The organism is Clostridium zeae, from assembly GCF_017312485.1.
GTDB lineage: Bacteria > Bacillota > Clostridia > Clostridiales > Clostridiaceae > Clostridium_AR > Clostridium_AR zeae.
Genome location: NZ_BMBA01000001.1, coordinates 430,613 through 452,651, shown reverse-complemented (window position 1 = coordinate 452,651; position 22,039 = coordinate 430,613). Strand labels below are relative to the sequence as shown.

Sequence of the window (22,039 nt, the reverse complement as noted above, 5' to 3'; positions counted from 1 at the left end):
CTAAAATATTATGATAAAAGTATTTCTTGGGAAATATTGTAAGTGAATAGAAAATTAGATATGATTATAGTAGACCTGAACAATTGTTGTTAATTTGAAAATGAGATTCATATTATTTTGAATTGGGTGATTTATGTTGAAAAATTCGTTATCTACATTTTTTAATAGCAGCATAAGAAATAAGCTTATGCTTTATTTTCTTTTAGTTATTTTATTGCCAGTTATAACAATAACTACTGTAAGTAATTTGATATATAATAACTCAATAAGTGATGTTCAAAATGTTAATACTGATCAGATGCTTCAGCAAATAAGCACCAACGTAGATTTCTATATGAAAAACATGGAAAATATCATCAATACTTTATCTTTAGACCCGAGAGTAGTAAGTTTTTTAAATAGTAAGGAATTAAGTAATGGTAAAAATACTGAAGCAATGGAATATGATGTAACAAAGGCAATAATGGGATTTACACCTTTTCACCCTGAAATCGTAGGTATTATAGTCGTAAATAAAAATGATCTTTATGTAAGTGACATAATGTACAGAATATCTAGAGACCCACTTATAAATGAAAGGTGGTATATAGAAGCAGCAGATCATCCAAATAAAATTCAACTTTTCAGCAAGCCCATAGGAAGAAATGTAAATAATGTATTTCAGTATTGTGCTGATGATGTAGTATCTATGAGCAAAGCCATTATTGATGATAAAACAGGGAAATGTCTAGGTGTTATATTAATTGATATTAAGCTTGATATAATCAAAAGTGTAATTGAAAGTGTTAAACCTGGTAAAACAGGTTTTGTATATATAGTAGATTCTAATAATGAGATAGTATATACGCCAGTTAACGAAGTTGTATATAGAATAAAGGATCAATGGGTAAGAAATTTAAAAAATAGTGTGATTGTCAAGAACATAAATAATAAAGACTATAAGATTATGTGCAAGGGATCTGAATACACTGAGTGGAAGACTGTAGGAGTATTTCCCTTAGATGAGAGCACAAAAACCTTAAGGTATATTAAATATTATTCTTTAGCAGTGGCTATACTCACCATTGTATTTGCGGCAATACTTGCAATGATATTTACTCGTTCTATAGTTAATCCTATTAATAAATTAAGAAGACTTATGAAAAGGACAGAAGAGGGGGACCTTAATGTATTTTTTAGAAGTAAATACGGTGATGAAATAGGTGAACTTGGAAATTCTTTTAATAATATGATTGATGAGATAAAGAATTTAATACACTTGGTGCAAGCAGAAGAAAAGAGTAAAAGAAAAGCTGAAATAAGCATACTCCAAGCCCAGATAAAACCACATTTCTTATATAATACTTTAGATACAATTCAATGGATGGCAGAGGAACATGATGCTCAGGATATTATAGATGTAGTAAATGCTCTTACTACGCTTTTAAGAATAGGTCTTAGTAAGGGAAATGAAATTGTTACAGTTAGGGATGAAATAATGCACATAGAAAGTTACCTTATTATACAGAAGGTTAGATATGAGGATAAACTAGACTATGAAATAAAAATACAAGAAGAGATGATGAATTTCGAAGTAACCAAGCTTATATTACAGCCAATAGTAGAAAATGCAATATATCATGGTATAAAAGAAAAAAGGGGAAAGGGAAAAATAATAATTGAAGGTGAGATTGTTGACAAAAAGCTTTGTTTCACTATAACTGATAATGGAGCAGGCATGAGCGAGGAGAGATTAAAAAAGCTGAATAAAGTACTTCACGGTAAAAATCCTGGAGAAATTAAACTAGGCTTTGGAGTTTATAATGTTAACGAAAGAATAAGATTATCATATGGAGAGGAATTTGGACTTGAGTTTCAAAGCACTGAGAATGTTGGAACTATAGTGAAGGTATGGCATCCTCTAATAGAAGGCATATAAATTTTTTGAAGAATTCATGGTGAAATTCTATTGACTTATAGTGTACTCTATGGAGTATAGTTTTTATATGGATGTAAAGCTTTAGATCTTTTACTGTATAAGGAAAATATAAAATTTTTAAATATATAAATTAGTAAGGTGTTGGAGGTTGTCAATTTATGATTAAGAGGAAGTTTGGTAATACAGGTTTTGAAATTACCCCAGTTATATACGGTGGTATAGTGTCGATGAGAGATGGGCAAGAAGCTTCTGATAATTATGTATCATGGGCTATAGATAGAGGAATTAACTATTTTGATGTAGCTCCATCCTATGAGGATGCACAAGAAAAGCTGGGTAAATCCCTTATACCATATCGTAAAAATATATATCTTGCTTGTAAAACCACATGCAGAATGAAAGTAGATGCGCAAAAAGAATTTGAAGAATCTTTTCGTATGCTACACACAGACTATCTTGATGTTTATCAAATGCATGCTTTAAGTAAGGAAGAGGATGTGGAAAAAGCATTTGGAGCTCATGGAGTTATGGAAATGATGGTGAAGGCCAAGGAACAAGGGTTGGTTAGAAAATTAGGCATAACCTGTCATAATGAAGCTGTTGCTTTAAAAGCCATGTCACTTTATGATTTTGATACAATATTATTTCCTTTGAACTGGCATATGAACCTAGGACACAGTATGGGAACAAAGTTATGCAAGACAGCGAAAGAAAAAGGGATGGGACTAATTGGTATGAAGCAGCTAATAGAACGGGCATGGTTTAATGGGGATGAAAGAGAAAAATCACCTTTTCAAAAGTCTTGGTGCAAACCAATAGACCTTGAAGACAAAAAACTACGACTTGCTGCAATGAAATATACACTTTCACTTGGAGTTGATGCCTTAGTTCCACCAGGAGATTTTGTGAATTTTTCATTTGTGGTTGAAAATATTGATGAATGTTTAAAAAATCCTTTAACGGATGAGGATTTAGAATTCTTAAGACAAAATTATGAAAAGGTACAGGATTATCCATTTTTTAAGGTACAAATTTAAAATTATGATATGTTAAAGCTCAGTGTTGAAATTAAGTAATTGATCAACCGATATAAGATATATAATTTGAATAAAAAAGTCTCTGAAGTCAAAAAAGGGGACCTCGATATGAAAAATCGAGGTCCGCTTATATTTATTCCCAAGTTTTATAACAGCATACCTAATATATATCTATGTTTTCCAATCAGTAAATCATTTTTAAGCTTCATATAAATGAAAATAACTTAATTATTTTTTTCCACCATAGCTTTGATAAGTTGCATAAACTGCATTTGCATATTGGTCTGCCAAGATTGGACGACCATAAGAATCTGTTGCACCTGGATACCAGTTTGGTCCTCCATTATAATGTAATAAACCACTATATACACTACCAAATTGAACTATATTAGCATTTAAGATTAATGCTCCTAAGTATACTTGATCTTGGTAACTGCCATGATTGTAAGCATGGCCAAATTTTGCTTGGAATTGGGATGCATATGCGTTTCTAGTGTTAGGCTCTACTTGCATTAAGCCGTCACCAGCAGATGGACTTCCACCTAAGCCAGCTCCAAAAGCACTCTCCTTTTTAATAACAGCACATAGTAATAAAGCAAAATCGCCAGTATTACCATATACTTTGTCAGCATTAATTGTGTATGTCCATATGTCACTTGGAACTTCACCTGGTTTTGTTACAGTTGGAGAAGTGCCGCCTCCAACTTGAACTATATTCCATTTTTGAGCTGCAGTTCCGTTGTCTGTAAAGATATCAACATTAGTGTAATCAGCAGTTCCAGCAGCATAAACATCAAGAGCCTTATTGCTATTAGCATTGATTATTTTGTAAGAACCATCACTGTTTGATACAAGTCTCCACTTTTGAGCTGCAGTACCATTGTCATCATAGATATCTACATTGGTATAATCTGCTGTGCCAGCAGCATAAACATCAAGTGCTTTCCAACTATTGTTGTTAATTATCTTATATGTTCCATCTGAATTAGCTACGATGTTCCATTGTTGAGCTGCGGTTCCATTATCAGAGTAAATATCAACATTAGTATAATTAGCAGTTCCAGCAGCATAAACATCAAGCGCCTTACCGCTACCAACATTAATAATTTTATATGTTTGTCCAGAAACAACTGCAGCTGATGCTTTTAATGGCTGAGCTACTGCTAGAGTAGTAACAGTTACTGCAGCCATAGCTATGAAGGTTGCAGCCTTTTTTATAAAGGTTTTTTTAATCATTTTTAACACATCCTTATTATTTTATTAATATTAGATTTGTGAATCATTTTCTTAACTAAGGGTAGGTAATGCCTGATTTTTAAAAATGGATTTTACTGAAGAGAAAATATTCATAGATATTAGGTAATGTTATAAATATTGGAATGTAAACTATAGAATTGAAACTGCTACTTTTTTATATATGCTTATTTATATGGAACAAAATAAATTAATGATTATATTATCAACTTATTATTAGTTGATAAAAAGTTAAGATGTATTTTAGTGGAACTAGCTTTAGATGGATTTTATTATTGAAATATATAAGTAGTTAAGAGAAAACGATTTATATAATAGCTAAGAATATGAAATAAGATTTGCAACTTAAGTGATTTATTTAAGCTAAATCCTTTTAATGAAATGTTTTTGAAGAATTTAATACTTTTCCAAATTAACTAAGTACTTTCTTCTAAGTTGTTATAGGGTTTAAATTATTGATTATATGCATTATTGTAACAAAAGTATTAATATATGTCAATTTATTTAATATTAAACAATGTTAAAATATCATTTTTATATATTATTATGTATACAAAATAAAGTACTGATGTACTCATAGGTAAACTATTGGTGTTAATATTATTAATATCAACTTGCTATAGTTTAAGTGCGGTAAAGCAATAACTTATAATAACTATAGAGAATAACTGTGTAGAAAAGGAGAGTTATACATGGCTGTATGAAATGTATTGAAGAAATATATTAACGAATATAAATAGTTAATTAGCATAAAAAATATATGATATAATGTTAGGATAAGGAAATTAAGGTTATTAATAGTTTTATAATAATGAAGAAAATTTCGTTATGTTGAAATTAAGCGGTTATCCATCCAATGCTCTTAAGATGGACAACTCTAAATTAAACTTATATTTTAAGGATTAGAGTTGTTGATCTTTAATGAGCTTAGGCAAAGAATAAATATAAAAGGGTGATGTTATGGAAAAGGTTGCTTTATTAAAATGTACTGAATATAATGTTGACACAATTGAAAAGAAACTAAGAGAAGGCTTTGAATTTTTAGGTGGAAGTTCTTTTTTGAGAAAGTTAATACCTAAAAACAGCAAGGTTTTATTGAAACCTAATTTTCTAAGTGTGGTTGAAAAAGGTTCTATTGTAATAACTCATTATGCCATGTTTGAGGCGGTTATAAGAATTGTTAAGGAATATAGTGATGATATAAGTTTTGGAGATTCACCAGCTTCTGATAATACTAGGAAGGCTGCTGAGCAATCTGGACTTATGGAAGTTGCTGAAAGATATGGGGTTAAGTTTGTTGATTTTAGTGATGAAGTTCATGTAGAACTTAGTAATCCTATAATGTATAAGTTTTGGAACATTGCTAGGGCACCTTATGAGGCTGATGTAGTTATAACTCTTCCAAAACTAAAGACTCATGCTATGATGTATTATACAGGAGCTGTAAAAAATCAATTTGGCTGTGTTCCTGGTTCTAAGAAGGCTCAATGGCATACAAAATCACCTGATGCTATTAATTTTAGTAAAATGCTTTTAGATTTAAATTCCGTTGTAAAGACAAGCTTTGCTATACTTGATGGTATAGTTGCAATGGAAGGCAATGGCCCTAGAAATGGAACTGCTAAAAAGATGGACACAATTATAATGGGGAAATGTCTAACAGCAGTTGATTCAACAGCTGTTAGGCTGATTGGTTATGATAATGTACTAGCTGTGCCGTTTTTAAAGGTTGCCCATGAGACAAAGTGGGGGGCTGTACTTCCAGAAGAAATAGAGGTTTTTGGAGAAAAAATAGAGGATATGAAGTGTAAAGACTTTAAACTATCACGTAGTGCAAAAGTAGTTAATTTTATTACTCCATCTGTAAATAAATTAGCTGTATCTTTAGCAGCTCCTGATCCAGTTGTAGTTGCAGACAAATGTGTAGGTTGTAAAAAATGTGCTGAGGTTTGTCCTGAAAAACCAAATGTTATAACTTTTAAAAAGCATAATGATAAATTAATTCCAAAGTGGAACTATAGTAAATGTATTCGCTGCTTCTGTTGTCAAGAACTATGTCCAATGGGAGCAATTGAAACAAGAGAAAAGCAATTAAGTAAGATGTTAGGGTTGAGATAGTTAGTAGTATAAATTAAGGTGTCCATACATCCGATACTCCAATGAACTTCGCAAAGAATTAATATGATTTTCGAAGATTACATAGCTAAAACTGTATAACTCACTACGTTCGGACAATACAGTTTTTTACGCTATTCCATCTCCAAAAATCATTTAATTCTAGTAGCTAGTTCATATAGTATCTATTGTATTGACACCTTAATTTTATAAAATTATAAAAATGAAGAAATCCTACGCAAACTTATATTATATAATAGTATCTTTTACAAAAACTCCTATTATAAGATAGCTAATAGTGTTACACTTAATTAGTTTTCACAGTACTTAATACGTTTTTTTTATCTTTACAACACTGATTTCTTATAAACAAAATAGGATATAGGAATCATGATAACAAAAATAACTATAAAAATAGATAAAAGAATTAAAGACAACTGTAGGGTTATAATACCTAAGTTTATGAACTTTGCAAGATAAATTACAATGTGAACTAAAGGTATTAGTATAGCTACACCATATAGTAATATTATTTCTTGCTTTATAATTTTTTTAATTTGCTTAGTGTGATACCCTAGTAATTGCAACTGCATGAATATATGCTTTCTGTAGGAAGCTTCTATTATAAACTTATACAAAATGCTAATTCCAAGTGATACAATAGCACAAATATATACGAAAATCCCCATAACCTTAACTTGATAGGATTCACCATAGGATCCAATTATAAAGACAAGAGAAACTGTAGATATTGCTAAGGTTACAATAAGAAAATTCATCTTTCTTAAAGAGTAGTGAAGATTGCTTAGTGAAATTAATTTAATTTCATCACCAGCAAATACATTCTTTTTAAGACTTAATATTTTATCTGGAAAATTAACTGTTAATAATTTGTGTATTCCTATAACTGAAAAAAGCAAATAAAAAACCATTAAACCATAAAAGTTTTTTGAATTTAAAAAAAGTACAGTTAAAGGAAGAAAATAAAGTATTATTGATAATATATTCTGTGGTGATATTGATTTTGTTTTGCGAGGTGTTTCTGATTTAGATTTTTCCAAAAAGGGGAATAATTTTTTTATATTTTCGATTTCTGGAATTCTGATTTTTTTTGGATGGGGTGAATAAAGTTGTCTTTGTCCATAAATCAAATCTTTTATTTCTCGATGAAAAAGATACCCATAGTCGCCACCAATTATATAAGGGCACATTATAAGCATAACTATTATAAGAGTAAGTATTATACTATCTGACGTAGTTGAGTATACATTTTGCTGTGCACCTAATAATTTATACATAACAGCAGATACTACAGGCAATGAAACCATTCCTAGTAATATACCAAATATGCTTCCAACAATTCCAAGTAAAAAAGTTTGAAAACTTAAAAGTCCCATGAGTTTAGTAGAGCATACTCCATTTAACTCTGCAATTGCAAACTCTTTTGTCTTTCCAGTAATAAAGTAGGAGTTAGCGAAGAACACCATGAATAGTAAAAGTATAGTTAGACCAAATAAAAGCACTTGGCAAAGCTCAGATGTGCTCCCCTTAAGTGAAGTGTAATTATTATCATCCATCATAGCGTAGCCAATAAATAAAGTGGCTACTGAAAAGATTACAAATAAAAGATAAAGTAAGGTTTGTTTTAAATCGGTTTTAAGCATCTTTAAAGCGAGTTTGTAAGTTCCCATATTACCCTCCTGCAATAATTTAATTAATTATAAGGTTTGTTTACGTATACATTTAGCTGAAAGCCATAGGGCAATACTTTTAGAAAAAAGCTACAGCTAAAACTTTAACCATGTAATAAGCAATGTACAAAATATAATTGTCACTATATAGTGACAATATAATTATACATCTAAGTAGAAGTAGATACAAATATGGAATTTACTGAATATTTGACTTGTTATCCATTTTGTAGCTGTTTTTCTTCTTTTTATTCTTGGGATTTGAAATAATTTAGATAAAATTTTTTTATTATCCTATAGTTTAGTTATACGCAGATTAAGCCGGGAAATAGATTTGATTTCTTAAATGTATATCCATTAAAAGCTTGTAAAGCTATCTCAATATTTAAGGGTAGACACACTAAAATTTTATATGTACCTACAAAGTAAAAAACTCTCCCACTAGATAGGAGAGTTCTATGTTGTGACATCATATTAGAAAGTAAAGTTATGCAAATAAATATCTTTTATACCAAGAGGGTATATTTTTGCAACCTTATCTAACTTCCACTCCAATTAATGCAGCAAGAGTTATTGTTTGAGCTGTTGATACAATCATTCCTTCTAAATCTGGAATTCTAGCTGCAATGCCATCAATTTCTGAACTTCTAAAATCCATTCCTTTTAGTTTAGTGTTGAAAAATTGGCTTTCAGTAAGATCTGAATCTTTAAAGTCTAATTTAGTAAACTTACTTTCTTGGAAGTCGGAGTAGCGTAAGTGACAATGATCAAATATCACTGAATTACAATCTACAAATCTGAAAAGAGAATATTGTCCATTACATTCTTTGAAAAACACATTTTTTAAAGTTGATTCAGTAAAATTAATGCCCACCACTTTACAATTTATAAACTCAACTCTATGAAAAGAGGATTCTGAAAAATCTACATTACATAAATCACAATTTTCGAATCTAACATCCACTAAATCAGATTTTTGGAATGAAACATTGTTAATAGTAGTATTTTCAAACACAACTTCATTAAATGAAACTTTATTTGCTTCGTGATATTTTAAGGAACATTCTTTTATGTATGATTCTGATATTGAATCATAGTCAGTTATAGTATCCTCAGAAAGCTCGAAAGGTGATAAAGCATTAGGTAATTTAGGTTTTATTATTTTTATTAAGTTTTTTTTATCCATAATAAATTCATCCTTATCTTCTATATTTGTATATTTAAATTTTAGGCTAAGTTTAAGAATATTGTTGAAATTAATTTTAACACAGTGCTTTAACAGCGACGAATTTTAAAGAGATTTTAAAAAAGTATTCTTAGATAGCTCTTTTAATTCAGTCCTATCTAGGATATAAACAGTTTTATTATCTAATCTTATAATATTTTTCGCTTCTAATTCTTTAAAGGTTCTCCCTAAATGTCTAGTGGTGGTTCCTAAAAATTGAGCAATTTCTTTAAAGCTTGAATCTAAAAGTATATTATCCTCATCTATTAAATGTTCTACCAAATAACTAGCTAATCTATTGCCAAGAGGATATACAAAATTATAAGAGCTATTATTAATTGTCGAGTCAAGTTTTTCACTTAAAGAATCTATAAGATAATGAAGAAACTTAGTATTATTTATATAATGTTTTCTAATTATATTGGCTGGCACTGCAATAAGATAAGTATCTTCAACTGCCTCCACATTGCAGCGAATTGGTTTGTTTTTCAAGATTTCTATATCACCTATAAAGATAAAATCCTTATAAAATTTTAAAAGCATTGATTTCCCGTTTTCAAAAAGATAAAAAATTTTTAATTTCCCATCCACAAGCATATATAAATATTCTAATTCTGATTCTGAATGTAATACAAATTCATCTTTTTTGTAAAAGTGCAGCTCGCAGTGGTCTACTATGTCTTTATCAAATATATCATCAATATGATTTTTAGTAAAAAAATCATTTAATAGCTCTTTATTTAAGACTCTTTTCATAAATCCTCCTATGCAGGACAAATGTCCTGTTTGAATTTATATAAATGTTATAAATTATTTATAAAGCATTTATGAAGTATTGTAAAGTTTAGGGGGATATAGTTATGTATAAAAATTTAGCACTTATTAATGGTATTTTGCTGGCTATTATGGTGTTCTTTAATGGGATGGTCACTAAGGAAACAGGGCCGTTTATGAGCACCTTGATATTTCATACAATCGGTTTAATAACCATTGTTCTCATAGCCATTGTTAGAAAAAATAAATTTCCGAAGCTTGTAGGAATGAAGTTGATATTTCTATTGCCTGGAGTTCTTGGTGTTATAACCATACTTTTAAATAATTTATGTATACCAGTGATAGGTGTAACCTTGACAAGTAGTATAAGCTTATATGGACAACTTGTAATGTCAATCATAGTTGAACACTTTGGGCTTTTTGGAATGCCAGTAAATAAGTTCAGAAAAGAGAAACTACTTGGGTTTTCAATAATTTCTCTTGGAGCAATTGTTATGATTGTTATATAAAGATATTTTATTTAGTCTATTATTAAAAATATTGTTGAAATTAAAAATAGTAACTTTATTATATATTGGAGGATTAAAATGATTTTATATATTTTCTTAGCTTTTTTTATAGGTGTAAATATAGTTGTTAATATGATGATCAATGGAAAGCTTTCGCAAAAAGAAGGGATGATTAATGGGGTTATTATAAATTATTTAATGGCAACCTTGTCTTCAGTTATTCTCTGTGCAGCTATGATAAATTCAATTCCTTCATATGAGATAATACGATCAGTTCCATTACCATATTTTATAGGTGGTTTTATAGGAGTTTTGACAACTTATATTTTTAACGTTTTAGTTCCCAAAGTGCCAGCGGTTTATGTTGTTATACTTCGGTTTATAGGGCAGATGTTTGCAAGTGCCATCATTGATTATATATATTTAGATGTCTTTTCAAAAGGAAAAGTAATTGGTGGGGTATTGTTTCTTATAGGCTTGATTTTAAATGCAAGAGCGGATAATAAACTAAAGAAGCAACTAGAAGGCTTAAACGAAGATATTACTACTAATGTTAGATAGGTTAAAAAAAGAGAGACGATATTTTCTAAATTATATGTTATATTGGGATTAATAGTATAAAGATATAGTAGTTCAATTTCAAATATACTTAGAAACTCTCACTGTCATTGGTGCTGAAATTTAAAAATAGACTATAGGAAAGTTTATTATAATAATTATTATTAATAAAAGAAGGAGAATGAGATATGTTTATAGATAATACACTAAAAATCACTCCAAAAATGGTCATAGATGCACAGGTAAATGAAAAGAAAGCCTTAGTAGAGGGGGATTAATATGAAATACGAAGTTATAATTTTTGATGCAGATGAAACTCTTTTTGATTTTAGAAAATCTGAAAGAGAAGCTTTTAAAAACGCTATGGTTGAATTTGATATTGAATATGATGAAAACCATCATTTAAAAATATATAGTGAGATAAATACAGCTATATGGAAAGAGTTTGAAGAAGGTCTTATTACTCAAGAAAAATTAAAGGTAGAAAGATTTAAAAGATTAGCAGATAAACTAGAAGTAGTCTTTGATGAAGTTGAATTTGCGAAGACGTATATGAAACATCTAGCTAATGCTTCCTTCTTATTTGAAGATAGTGAGGCACTTGTAGAAAGTTTATATAAAGATTATAAATTGACAATAGTGACAAATGGACTAACAGATGTTCAGAATGGAAGAATAAAAAAATCTACCATAGCAAAATATTTTCAAGATGTGGTAATATCAGAAGAAGTTAAGGTAGCTAAACCAGATCCAAGGATATTTGAGATGGCTTTAAATAATCTAAAGCATACTGATAAAAGCAAGGTTCTTATGGTTGGAGATAGTTTAAGTTCTGATATAAAGGGTGGTGCAAATGCTGGAATCGATACTTGTTGGTATAATCCAAGTAAAACTCTGAATACGTCAGATATAAAGCCAACATATGAAATAAGTAGTCTAAACGAGCTTAGAGATATAATAAACGGATAGAGTGAAGATAACAAGAAAATTGTAAATTTCTTGTTATCTTTATTTTTTTGTAATAATTATTACCTAACTATAAATATATTATACAGATGCTGAATTACAATATATTGGAAGTTTTGATCTGTATACTTATCTGGGCACTTTGTATACAGGGAGCTAGTAGTGCAACCGGCCAATCTTTTAAAATTGGTCGGTTTTATTTTTTTGGCAAATTTACAAAAAAGGAGTGGAAAAATGAAAAAAAGAAAATTACCGACCATTGCACTGATGCTTGTATTCTTTATAGTGCAAATTTTTTCTCAGGCGCTACAAACAAAAGTGGTTAAGGCAGAGGAGGTAGCAGACTTTCCTTTTATAACAGGGGTAAGTTTAACTGACTTAAAGGATCAACCACTAAAGGATGGTATTGATAAAAGTTCTGAGGTACGTGTAAAGTATACTTTTGCTATTCCTAATACTGGCGATGTTAAGGCAGGAGATACTTATAAAATGAAGATGCCTAAACAAATTTCCATTCAATATCCTTTTTCTTTAGATATTAAGGATAGTAAAAATGGAGTTCTAGGAAAGGTTTCTTTCAGTACAAATGGAGACATAATCATAACTTTTTCAGACTATGCTAGTACTCATTCAAATGTAAGTGGATATTTCTATGTAGATACTGTATTTGATAAGAGTAATATAGGAACTACCAATCCTCAGAAGATAGTGTTTGATCTTGGGGGAAATTCAGTCCCTGTAACTGTAAATATAAACTTTGAACAGCCAGTAGCTGTTCCAACTTCAATTGAGAAGAGTGGAAGTTACGATCCAAGTACAAATCAGATTACTTGGACAGTTAAAGTTAATAAAGAGAAGGTTACAGTCAAAAATGGCCAGGTCATAGATAACATTCCTATAGGTCAAGAATATGTAAAGAATTCAGCAGCTATAGACAATGGCGGCGATTCAAGTAAATTCAGCTATCAACCAGCAGAACCAGGTGACAATGCAAAGACAGGAACCTTAAAGTACACTTTTCCAGAAACAATAAATGATGTGTACAAAATAACCTTTAACACAAAGGTAACAGATCCAAAGGTTTTTGAAAAGGAAGGGGCTAGTACTAAGGAATATAACACAGTTGTACTTAATCATGATGGTACAACCATTTCTAATACTGCATCAGTAACTGTTACTACAAATTATATTGATAAGAGTGGAAAGTATGTAGAGTTAACTAGTCAGAGTGGAAGTATTGCAGGCAGAATTGACTGGACGATAAAGGTTAACAATAATGCTCAGGTTTTGACTAATGCAAAAATTACAGATAATATTCCTGAAGGCTTAACCTTGACCACAGGCAGCTTTAAGGTCAATGGTAGTGTGGAAACAGGCTATACTTACAAAAACAATACTTTAGAATATACCTTCCAAGGAACTATAGATAAGCCTCAAATCATAACTTTCTCAACAGATGTGACTGACCCCAATGTTTATAATTCAAATGCAGGCAAAACTTACACTAATACAGTTACATTAAGTGGTGAAGGAGTTAATGGGACGCCGACAGCAACCAGTAATGGAGTAGGAGTACCATCAAATGTTATTAGAAAAACAGGAGTATCCTATGATCCTTCGACTCATTATATTACTTGGAAGATCATAGTTAATAACAACAAGATAAACATCGATAAAGCAGTGGTTACAGATAATATTCCAATAGGACAAAAGTATGTTGAAGATTCGGCAACTATTGATCAAGGTGCTGATATAAAAGACTTTGAATATGTGGCGGCTTCAGGTAACGACACTTCTAAGACTGGAACCTTAACTTATAAATTTGCTGGAACCATTAACAAAACTTATACTATAACCTTTAAGACTGAGATTATGGATAATAACGTTTTTGGTGTTAATAAGACTACTACGATGTATAATACCGCAGTATTAACAGGAGAAAATATACCACAATCTTCTTCAACGGGTAGTATAAATGTCACAAGTGAAGTTATTAATAAATCTAATATAGGCTATGATTACACTACAAGAGAATTAACTTGGAAGGTTGTAGTTAATAAAAACGCTATGCCTATAAAGAATGGAGTAGTAACTGATAACATTTCTTTAGGACAAGAATATGTTGAAAACTCTGCAACTATTGATAATGGTGGGGATGTAAGCAAATTTTCGTATGTAAAAGCAGCAAGTGATGATAAAGAGAAAACTGGAACTTTAACTTATACCTTCCCTGATACTATAGATAAAACTTATACTATAACCTTTAAAACTAAAATCATTGATCTAACTATTTTCAAGGAAAATGGGGATAAGACCTTAAAAAATAAAGCAACTTTAACAGGAGATGTAATTCCTCAAGGTGTAAGTAGTGAAGGGTCTAAGACTATTGGCAATACTGTCATAGCAAAATCTGCTGATTATAAACAAGGGAATAACTATATAGATTGGAATATAATAGTTAATTCTAATGCAATACCTCTTGATAATGCAACTATTGAAGATAACTTACAGGAGGGGTTAGCACTTGATACAATTTCGGTAACCTTATACAAAGAAACCTTGAACCATGATGGGACTTTAACAAAAGGTGATGTTGTGCAGTTAAATGAAAATAGTGTTAAGTATGATATGACAACAAGGAAATTTACATTCACCTTCCCAGAGGCTCTAAACGGACCTTATCTATTAAGTTTTAGAACTAATGTTACTGATAAGAGTAAAGCTACATTTAAGAATTCTGCTTCCTTTAAGGGAAGTAAAACTGAAGAGGAGTCTACTTCTGGTAATGTAAATGTAGTCTATCAAGGTGGAGGCAGTGGTGGTACTGGTGAAACAGGGAGTATCACTGTAATAAAAGTAGACAGTAAGGATAATACAAAGAAACTGAAAGGTGCAACATTCAATCTTATAGATAGATATAAAAATGTAATAAAATCTGGAACAACTGATAGTGATGGAACTTTAAAATTTGACGGAATAAGGTACGATATTCCTTACTATGTTCAAGAAGTAACTCCTCCAACTGGCTATAATTTAACTAATCCAAAAGATTCTCAAGATGGTCTATATAGTTTTACTATTGATAGCAACAATGAAGTAAAGAATATCAGTTATACTTGGAAGGATGAAAAGATCACTGGTGGCATACGCATTTCTAAGACTGATATATCAACTTCTGAACCATTAACAGGAGCTACTATATCAATATATAGAAGTGATGACACCTTTGTTGACAGCAAGGGAACTGAGATGGGTATGGTACAATTTTATAACCTTGAATACGGAGACTATTACTTTTTAGAAACTGATGCACCAGAAGGTTATATACTAAATACTGATAAACATCCATTCAGTATTAGAGAAAATGGAGTTATCATAAGAGACAGTTTAACTAATACAAAGATAACTGGAGGTATTCAGATTTCTAAAACTGATATATCAACCTCAGATGCAATACCTGGGGCTACAATCTCAGTCTATACAGAAAATGATGAATTGGTAGATAGTAAAGTTACTAATTCTGATGGAATAGTGCTATTTGATAATTTAGTATATGGAAAGTACTATTTCACAGAAACAAATGCACCAGAAGGATATCAGCTAAACAAAGAAAAGCATCTTTTTGAAATTAAAGAAAATGGAGTTATCTTAACAGATAAACTTACCAATACAAAAATAGTTGGTGGAATAAAAATATCAAAGACTGATATATCAACTTCTGCCCCAGTTCCAAAAGCAACTATTTCAATATACACTGTAGACAATATATTGGTGGCTAGTAAAGAAACAGCAATTGATGGTACTGCTTTATTTGATAACTTAACTTATGGAGATTATTATTTCCTGGAAACAAAGGCACCAGAAGGATATTTGTTGAATCCTGATAAGCATACTTTTAGAATTAGAGATAATGGAGTTATTTTGAAGGATACTTTAACAAATACAAAAATTACTGGAGGAATAAAGATTTCTAAAACAGATATTTCAACCTCAGCACCAGTGCCTGGAGCAACTATATCAATTTATAGTAGTGACGATAAGCTTGTGCTTAGTAAGGTTACTGGGATTGAAGGAACTGTACAGTTTGATAATCTTCCTTATGGTAATTACTATTTCTTAGAAACAAAAGCACCAGCTGGATATACATTAAATTCTGAAAAACATTCTTTTAGTATCAAGGAAAATGGTGTTATCTTAAAAGATACCTTAACAAATACAAAGATTTTTGGAGGAATAAAGATTTCCAAGACTGATACATCAACCTCAGCACCAGTACCTGGAGCTACAATATCCTTATATAGCAGTGATGATAAGCTTATAGCAAGTAAGGTGACAGCAGCTGATGGTACAGTAGAGTTTGATAAACTAGTTTATGGAAGTTATTATTTCTTAGAAACAAAGGCACCAGAAGGATATTTGTTAAACCCTGAAAAACATCCATTTAGTATTAAAGATGATGGAGTGATTTTGAAGGATACCTTAACTAACACAAAAATCACTGGAGGAATAAGCATAACAAAGAGTGATTTTTCATCTTCAGCACCAATACAAGGAGCAACAATAGCTATATATACTAGTGATGATAAGTTAGTAATTAGCAAGGTGACAGGAATAGACGGAAAGGTAGAGTTTGATAAATTAGACTATGGAAAATACTATTTCTTGGAAACTAACGCTCCAAAAGGATATTTGCTAAATGCTGAAAAACATACATTTAGTATCAAAGACGATGGAGTAATCTTGAAGGATGCTTTAACAAATACAATAATAACAGGTATAATCCAGCTTAAGAAAATTGATGAAGCTGGTAATAATCTACCTGGTGCAGAACTAACTTTATTTGACCTAAATGGAAAGGAAGTAAAGAAATCAGTAACCGATGAAAAAGGTATTGTTAGCTTTACAGATATTAATTATGGAGAATATATGATAAAAGAAACAAAAGCACCGGAAGGATATAATCTTTCTGATAAAGTTGTTAAGGTGAAGGTAGATGGAAATGAAAGTGGCAAAGTATATGAAGTTGAGGCTATCATAGATTCAAAGATAAAGGCTGACATCACGATAAAGAAGGTAGATGAAAGCGGCAATCCTCTTTTAGGAGCTGAATTCACTTTATATGACTCAGAAGGAAAAGTTGTTAATAGCGCGGTATCAGGCAACGATGGTACTTTAATATTTAAAGCTGTAGTTTATGGAAATTATACTATAAAAGAGACAAAAGCACCTAATGGATATAGTGTTAACAGCCAAATATTAAATGTTCAAGTAAAATCTACAGATGAACAGAGCTTTACCATTAATGATAAAAAAATTGTTTCTGTTATACCGCAAACTGGAAGTGTCATTGATAGTTCAATTTTACTGATATTAGGTATGTTAGCATTGCTTTCAGGATCTGTATTTATGATAAGAAGATTAGACAAAAATGATAATGCTTCTTAGAATAATCAAGCTGAATTAGATGATGCATATTTGCAGAAAATGGCCTGACTTAGTATATTGATTTCTATCAATAAAACAATGAAATACTAACAAGAAAATTTTAGAGTGCCTCTTTCAGAGGTGCTCTTAATTTTAATGTATAAGAAAAAAGGAACGAAAGTGTTTTAAAACGAATATCATGATACTGAAGAAAGGAAGGTGTAAAAATGCTTTTAGAAAACGATTATTACAGAGATATGCAGTCACTACATGTTGAATGCAAGAAGTATATGTATTATCATACTGTTTTGACAATGAGAGATGGAAGTGTACTTGATGGTATCATTGAAAATGTAGATATGGATGAAGTTACAGTATTAGTTGGTGAGGATGTTATGGAACAAGAAAATGACAACCTATATGACCAGCAACGTCAATATTATGGTTATGGTCATCCAAGAAGAAGATTTAGAAGATTTAGGCGCAGAAAATTCCCGATTAATACACTAGTAGGCCTAGCCTTATTAAACTATCCTTATATTGCACCGCCTTATCCATATAACTACTAATTAATATTTATAGTACTTAAGATTAGAGAAAGCAATATTTTTGTACATGTTATTATAATTTGTTTTCAACAAAGAAGTGAAAAGCGATTATCTCAGTAGGAGTAATCGCTTTTTAATTTATACCATATAAAATTATAAAATGAAAATTTTTGTAACACATAATATGTAAAATTAAGCTTGTATATTATGGCAAATTTTGTGATATAATTAGTAATCATGGATAGAAGTTGGGAAAATGAGATTGAAAAAAATGTAAGCTAGATGATATTAACGCAGGAGAGATGTTAAGTAAGAATACTGTGAAATTAGATGCAAAGGACTTTACTGTAGATACAGGAAAAAGCTATGGAAAAATTGAACTTTCTATTTGGAACTTTGTTGATAAAGAGGATGGAGATTATGTTCAGGTTTTTGTAGATGGATCACCTCAAGGGGAAGCTTTCTCAATAAGGCATAAACCAGTTAAAGTTTCAGTGCCTGATAAGGCTGTAATTCAAGTAAGAGGAATTAGAGATGGCAGTAATAACGGAATAACCTACGGAGTAACCTTTAGTAAAACGGGAGAAACTTACCTTAATACAGTGCCTTTAAATGCTGAAAATACTTATACAATAAAGAGTGCTGAATAGCACTAAAATATAAATAAACTATTGAATATATTAAGATAGTCATTGCGTGTTACTTAGCTGTTTATATTGGTTTAACTTTTATAAAGAATAAAATAAAGAAATAAAAGGATTTTTAACATGGTAGATAAAAATAAAAAATTACTAAAGAAAAAAATATTTATAGCGGGCTTAGCTTTGCTAATATTATCAGTAGGCATGCCATCTATAACCAAAAGTATTTGGGAGATTGTTATAAAAGGGATATCGATTTTTATTTCGGCTGTAGTAATTTCATTTGCAGTAGTTAAAAAGGATTTTGATGAGAGATGAAATATTCTTAATAACTGATTTATGTACTTCGTATAACAAAATCAGATTGAGATCATTAAAAAACAATAAAAACTATATGACAATAGTATAAAAAGATTATCTATAAACATTGACTTAGAAAGACAACTAAAGGCATACCGAAAATTCTAGTATGCCTTTAGTTGTGTCATAAAATTTTAGAATGTAATTGTATCTGGATCTTTAGAAAATCCACAAACACCTTTTAAATCTGTAATAAGCAGTACATCTTCTTGTGAAAGCTCAAAATCGAAAACATCTACATTCTCAACTATACGTGATGTTGTTACAGATTTAGGAAGTGGTAAGAATCCCATTTGTAAACTCCAACGTATGCATATTTGTGCAATTGATTTTTCATATTTTTCTGCTAGAGCTTTCATTTCTTTTGATTCAAAAATCAAACCAGTTCCTAATGGGCTGTATGCTTCTAATAGAATATTATTTGACTTGCAGTATTCTACAAGTTCATCTTGTGTATCTCCAGGGCAAAGTCTTATCTGATTAACCATAGGAGCAATAGTTGCTGTTTTAAGTAAGGCTTTAATATGATGAGAATGGAAGTTACTTACTCCAATCGAACGGATACGCCCAGCTGTATAAAGCTCTTCGAATGCCTTCCATGAACCAGCATTTGCTTCTTCCCAACAGTCTCTATATTTTATAGGATTTGGCCAATGAATTAGATAAAGATCAAGATAATCAGTGTCAAGTTTCTTTAAGGTATCTTCAAAAGCTTTCATGGTGTTTTCGTAACCGTGCTCATTATTGTGAAGTTTACTAGTAATGAAGATATCTTCTCTTGGAATTCCACTTTCCTTTACTGCTATACCAACACTTTCTTCATTTTTATATCCTGCAGCAGTGTCAATATGGCGATATCCAGCTGAGAGAGCATCTCTTACAGAAGATATAGCAATTTTACCATTTTCTGCTTGCCATGTACCTAGTCCTACGCATGGAATTTCAACCCCGTTAGATAACTTATAACAATCTTTCAAAGAATTCATTTTTAATATACACTCCAATCTTTATATAGTATTTTTAAACACTCTGATTTAATTTTATATTTTTATTAATTTATAATACGCGAAAAGAATATACATAAATTGTACACCTTATAGTTTACTGTAAGTCAATAAAATTTTAAAAACCATAACGTAAAAAGAAAAGTTAGCTAAATTGAATTTACATTGTTTATACAATATAAAAATTTTACTGTAAGTGTAACAATTTATTAAAATCTAAATTTTTATTTAGGGGAGAATTATAAATGGTAACGTGTAAAAATATTTATGAGAATAAAAATATTGAGGTTATTGAGGAAAGAGGAGATGTAAAAGTACTTGAGTACAAAAAGGACCTAAGTGTAAACGCTGCTACTGCAATGGCTGCTTACTTTGCTTCTGAAATGAATATTAGAAAGCGACAAGTTCTGATTGAACTAAAAGGTAATGCATATACAATAAGTTCTGGAGCAATGCAATGGACATCTGGAGCTGTAACTATGGCTGCTGATGTTAAGGGGCTTGGAGATTTATTTGGTAAGGCTTTGTCTTCTAAGGTAACAAAAGAATCTGCAATTAAGCCTAAATATCAAGGTAATGGTTTATTAATGCTGGAACCAACCTATAAACATATACTACTTGAAGAGGTGTCAGATTGGGGTGGGATTGTGTTGGATGATGGGTTATTCCTTGCTTGTGAATCAAGAGTTCAGCAAAAAGTAGTAGCAAGAACAAATCTGTCTTCAGCGATGCTCGGAAAAGAAGGGTTATTTAATTTATGTCTAAGAGGTCAAGGAGTTGCTGTACTAGAGAGCCCTGTACCAAGAGCTGAACTTATAGAGTTTGTTCTTGAAAATGATGAAGTTAGAATTGATGGAAACTATGCAATTGCATGGTCAGATACATTAGATTTTCGAGTTGAAAAGTCAAGTAAAAGCTTGATTGGTTCTGCAGTTTCTGGCGAGGGATTAGTAAATGTATATCGTGGAACAGGTAGGATGCTTATGGCGCCTATTCAATAATTGGTGGAAGTTTTAAAACAGTCTGTTAATAGAATAAGCATAACTTAAATTGAATAATATAATAGATATTTATATCATTAAAAACATATGCATAGGTAGATGTTGCTTTCTAAACTCTATGCATATGTTTTGTTTTATATAAAATAAGGCTATGTTCAACACGGTGCTTTAACAGTGCCAAATACAAATATAAATTGAACTGAAATCATATATATTGAATATAAAATAGAGTGCTGTAAAATAATATTATATACTTCAAATAAATCCATAAGTTTAATGTGAAATAAGTATATTTATACATATAGTTAATGATAAAGTTTAATAAATATTCTATAATTATCTTGACAAAAATATTAAGATTTTATATATTAAGAAAATAAAGGCAGTGAAGAGAAGAGTAATTATTTTTGAAACTTACAGAGAGTTCCTTTTGCTGAGACGGAACAGTGGAAATTTTAATGAAACAAGGCTTGGAGCTTCATACGGATCTTATTCAGAGGAATAGGTGATACTATGACGTTTGTTCACGTTACAGAACTAGAGTATGAGTTAGTACTTGATAAGATTGGCATGGTAACATGTTAATGAAGCAGGGTGGTACCGCGATTGATTCGCCCCTACAGATTATTGTAGGAGGTGTTTTTTTATACCCTTTTTTACTGTCTAAGAAATTATATAATTTTTTAAAAGCTAAACCTAGTAATATTAATGGGGTAAAGCAGCTATCTAGACTAAACAGTAAAAAAACAAATCGTATTCGCCTGTAAGTTTCCCCATATACATTCGGAAAGGCAGATGCGGAAAAAAACCACTGAAGAAGGTCGCTTCAGCGACTTTTTTAAGGGCTTAAAATAAAAAAAGTTAGTTTTGGATAACTTAAGTAATATATTATTTTGAAATTAGTATCAGTTGGTTGGATGATGATAAACTTAAAATTGATTATGTAGTGAAATTTGGGCTCATATATACTATATAATAGTAATTTAATTATTGACTTTTATTTTGATAGATTTA

Annotated in this window: 16 protein-coding genes, 1 riboswitch and 1 other annotated feature; of the genes, 11 read left to right on the top strand and 5 right to left on the bottom strand. The window is 30.5% G+C overall.

From position 1 onward, the window contains the following. Window positions 1-133 precede the first annotated feature (133 nt). Both J3477_RS02070 and J3477_RS02065 read left to right on the top strand, forming a co-directional pair. Window positions 134-1,918, top strand: a complete 1,785-nt coding sequence (locus J3477_RS02070; RefSeq protein ID WP_206867896.1) for a cache domain-containing sensor histidine kinase — start codon at window positions 134-136, stop codon at window positions 1,916-1,918. 158 nt (window positions 1,919-2,076) lie between these two features. Continuing rightward, window positions 2,077-2,955 carry an aldo/keto reductase gene (locus J3477_RS02065; protein ID WP_206867895.1) on the top strand — a complete coding sequence of 293 codons (879 nt, stop codon included), beginning with the start codon at window positions 2,077-2,079 and terminating at the stop codon, window positions 2,953-2,955. Window positions 2,956-3,183: 228 nt separating this feature from the next. Here the strand turns inward: J3477_RS02065 and J3477_RS02060 are convergent, their stop codons facing one another. Then, complete coding sequence (locus J3477_RS02060; RefSeq protein ID WP_206867894.1) at window positions 3,184-4,191, bottom strand: RICIN domain-containing protein; 1,008 nt, start codon at window positions 4,189-4,191, stop codon at window positions 3,184-3,186. A gap of 978 nt (window positions 4,192-5,169) precedes the next feature. Here J3477_RS02060 and J3477_RS02055 point away from each other — a divergent pair. Further along, on the top strand, window positions 5,170-6,327 hold the full coding sequence (locus J3477_RS02055; protein WP_206867893.1) for a DUF362 domain-containing protein: 1,158 nt from the start codon (window positions 5,170-5,172) through the stop codon (window positions 6,325-6,327). 344 nt (window positions 6,328-6,671) lie between these two features. On the opposite strand, the gene J3477_RS02050 is transcribed toward J3477_RS02055, so the two are convergent. The 3 genes from J3477_RS02050 to J3477_RS02040 all read right to left on the bottom strand — a co-directional run bounded on the left by J3477_RS02050 (window position 6,672) and on the right by J3477_RS02040 (window position 9,996). Further along, window positions 6,672-8,015, bottom strand: a complete 1,344-nt coding sequence (locus tag J3477_RS02050) for an FtsX-like permease family protein (RefSeq protein WP_206867892.1) — start codon at window positions 8,013-8,015, stop codon at window positions 6,672-6,674. 535 nt (window positions 8,016-8,550) lie between these two features. Further along, complete coding sequence (locus tag J3477_RS02045; RefSeq protein ID WP_228731183.1) at window positions 8,551-9,201, bottom strand: pentapeptide repeat-containing protein; 651 nt, start codon at window positions 9,199-9,201, stop codon at window positions 8,551-8,553. 105 nt (window positions 9,202-9,306) lie between these two features. After that, on the bottom strand, window positions 9,307-9,996 hold the full coding sequence (locus tag J3477_RS02040; RefSeq protein ID WP_206867891.1) for a Crp/Fnr family transcriptional regulator: 690 nt from the start codon (window positions 9,994-9,996) through the stop codon (window positions 9,307-9,309). Between the two features lie 104 nt (window positions 9,997-10,100). Here J3477_RS02040 and J3477_RS02035 point away from each other — a divergent pair, with 104 nt between their 5' ends. The 7 genes from J3477_RS02035 (at window position 10,101) to J3477_RS02005 (ending at window position 18,978) form a co-directional block, all read left to right on the top strand. Beyond that, a complete protein-coding gene (locus J3477_RS02035) occupies window positions 10,101-10,523 on the top strand; it encodes a DMT family transporter (RefSeq protein ID WP_228731182.1) in 423 nt (140 codons plus the stop codon). Window positions 10,524-10,601: 78 nt separating this feature from the next. Then, window positions 10,602-11,084 carry a DMT family transporter gene (locus J3477_RS02030; RefSeq protein WP_206867890.1) on the top strand — a complete coding sequence of 161 codons (483 nt, stop codon included), beginning with the start codon at window positions 10,602-10,604 and terminating at the stop codon, window positions 11,082-11,084. Between the two features lie 276 nt (window positions 11,085-11,360). Then, window positions 11,361-12,050: a YjjG family noncanonical pyrimidine nucleotidase gene (locus J3477_RS02025; RefSeq protein ID WP_206867889.1), complete on the top strand. Its 690-nt coding sequence runs from the start codon at window positions 11,361-11,363 to the stop codon at window positions 12,048-12,050. A 97-nt stretch (window positions 12,051-12,147) separates the two neighbouring features. Further along, a riboswitch (cyclic di-GMP riboswitch) is annotated at window positions 12,148-12,230 on the top strand. 51 nt (window positions 12,231-12,281) lie between these two features. Then, a complete protein-coding gene (locus tag J3477_RS02020; RefSeq protein WP_206867888.1) occupies window positions 12,282-17,492 on the top strand; it encodes a SpaA isopeptide-forming pilin-related protein in 5,211 nt (1,736 codons plus the stop codon). Window positions 17,493-17,698: 206 nt separating this feature from the next. Further along, window positions 17,699-18,040 carry a hypothetical protein gene (locus J3477_RS02015; RefSeq protein WP_206867887.1) on the top strand — a complete coding sequence of 114 codons (342 nt, stop codon included), beginning with the start codon at window positions 17,699-17,701 and terminating at the stop codon, window positions 18,038-18,040. Between the two features lie 281 nt (window positions 18,041-18,321). After that, entirely contained in the window at window positions 18,322-18,669 is a 348-nt protein-coding gene (locus J3477_RS02010) for a hypothetical protein (RefSeq protein ID WP_206867886.1), read from the top strand. A gap of 117 nt (window positions 18,670-18,786) precedes the next feature. Continuing rightward, window positions 18,787-18,978, top strand: coding sequence for a hypothetical protein (locus J3477_RS02005; protein WP_206867885.1), 192 nt, complete (start codon window positions 18,787-18,789; stop codon window positions 18,976-18,978). A 176-nt stretch (window positions 18,979-19,154) separates the two neighbouring features. On the opposite strand, the gene J3477_RS02000 is transcribed toward J3477_RS02005, so the two are convergent. Further along, window positions 19,155-20,006, bottom strand: a complete 852-nt coding sequence (locus tag J3477_RS02000; RefSeq protein ID WP_206867884.1) for an aldo/keto reductase — start codon at window positions 20,004-20,006, stop codon at window positions 19,155-19,157. 263 nt (window positions 20,007-20,269) lie between these two features. On the opposite strand from J3477_RS02000, the gene J3477_RS01995 reads away from it, so the two are divergent. Further along, window positions 20,270-21,025: an AIM24 family protein gene (locus tag J3477_RS01995; RefSeq protein WP_206867883.1), complete on the top strand. Its 756-nt coding sequence runs from the start codon at window positions 20,270-20,272 to the stop codon at window positions 21,023-21,025. A gap of 376 nt (window positions 21,026-21,401) precedes the next feature. Beyond that, window positions 21,402-21,647: a binding site (T-box leader), on the top strand. Window positions 21,648-22,039 lie beyond the last annotated feature (392 nt).